The organism is Megasphaera sp. NM10 (assembly GCF_000417505.1).
GTDB lineage: Bacteria > Bacillota > Negativicutes > Veillonellales > Megasphaeraceae > Megasphaera > Megasphaera intestinihominis.
The window spans coordinates 1-1361 of sequence record NZ_APHY01000044.1 but is presented as its reverse complement, the minus strand read 5'-3'; the positions used below and the strand labels follow the sequence as shown (position 1 = coordinate 1361).

Annotated in this window: 1 protein-coding gene and 1 pseudogene; one reads left to right on the top strand and one right to left on the bottom strand. The window is 45.2% G+C overall.

Annotated features, from left to right (window positions below):
- Positions 1 to 388: 388 nt before the first annotated feature.
- Positions 389 to 740: pseudogene (locus tag NM10_RS15280) on the bottom strand (UPF0236 family transposase-like protein); the annotation flags it as partial.
- Positions 741 to 892: 152 nt separating this feature from the next.
- Here NM10_RS15280 and NM10_RS08170 point away from each other — a divergent pair.
- Positions 893 to 1360, top strand: coding sequence for a UPF0236 family transposase-like protein (locus NM10_RS08170; protein WP_020311107.1), 468 nt, complete (start codon positions 893 to 895; stop codon positions 1358 to 1360).
- Position 1361 lies beyond the last annotated feature (1 nt).

Here is a 1361-nt window from a genome sequence, read left to right as displayed (position 1 = left end):
CAGATGATCTGTCAGTTTCTGTTCTTCTGTAAAAGTCCATATTGCATCTCCTTTAGATACCATCATCATATACAGGTTTGTCTGTTGCGTCAATACACATAATGAAAAGAGTTAGTGTCAAGAAGTTTCCGGTCTTTCCTTTAGACCTAGGTAATAAGCGGGGTCTTATTTCCACATTTTTACAAAATATGTGCCATTTGCAGCCTTTTTGCCAGCTTTCCTAACGGACTGCTTGCTGAGCTGTACGTTCCTATACTTCCTTGATGCACGCCCTTGTGAGGCTGCATAGGGACCCGTTTCATCACTTTCCTCATGATGTTCTTAAATCGCTGGCTGATGGGCTTGTAGGCTGTACGTCCCCATTGGCCATACACGGCATCCCATTCTTCGTTTTTCATGGCTGTGATGAGCTGTACCATGGCTTCCGCCCCTTCCTGGCTCCAGCACCGTCCCTGATGTTTCATGCGATAGCTGTATATACGATGGCCCGCCTCACACGCTCCGGGCTGTATCAGATGGACTTTCTCCGGCATCTGCCACTGATTCAGTGGCTCTACATACGTCCAGTTTCGCGTTAAATACTTTCGTAACCGTTCCACGTCTTGTAATTCATCGTTTCCTTCTGCCTCCGATTCAGCTGTATCCAGCCAGAGCGCTAGACTCGTTTTATCATGGTTCCAGATACTCTGCCGGATTCCTTCTTGTACCTCCGGTGCAGCAAAATGCAGCCGTTCTTTCACCTTGCGGTGTACATGATATACATCCCGCTGGTGCTCGATAGTGTAAAATAATTGTGGGGAAACTTTAATGCATTAAAGAAAATATAAAAAGAGAAGGAACTCCTTGTTGTATAATAAGTTTAGAGCAAACCAATACGAAAGGAGTCCTTCTCATGTTTAGTATACAACAAATTGCCAATATTTGGGTACATTTTTTTAATGAATCTCTTCAAAATATCTTATCCCAAGAAGTATCCCTGGTTCAGTTGAGCCAGAAGTTGGAACAATTGGTGAACCAAACAGGAGGTGAGGTGTTAAAAGCCATCTTGGAACAAGCGGATGAAGCTATCTATGCCGCCAGCAAGCCGGAACATCGCTATCAGGTCAAAGCCCATCGCTCACGGACATTGACGACCCTTTGGGGAGAGGTTACCTTTACCCGGACATATTATCAGGACAAGACGGATTCTTTCTATCATTACCTGTCAGATGAATGGCTGGGATTGGATAAGTCTACGCATATTGAGCCATTTTGCCGAGCTCGTTTAGTCACACGTTCTGCGGATGTCAGTTATCGTAAGTCCGTTGCGCTTACGCCCCGCCGTTTGAGTGGCAAGTGTTTACAGCCTATTCGTAATTAGG

Coding starts and splice junctions, on each gene's coding strand:
- NM10_RS08170 (WP_020311107.1), top strand. CDS start 893: ATGTTTAGTATACAACAAATTGCCAATATTTGGGTACATTTTTTTAAT.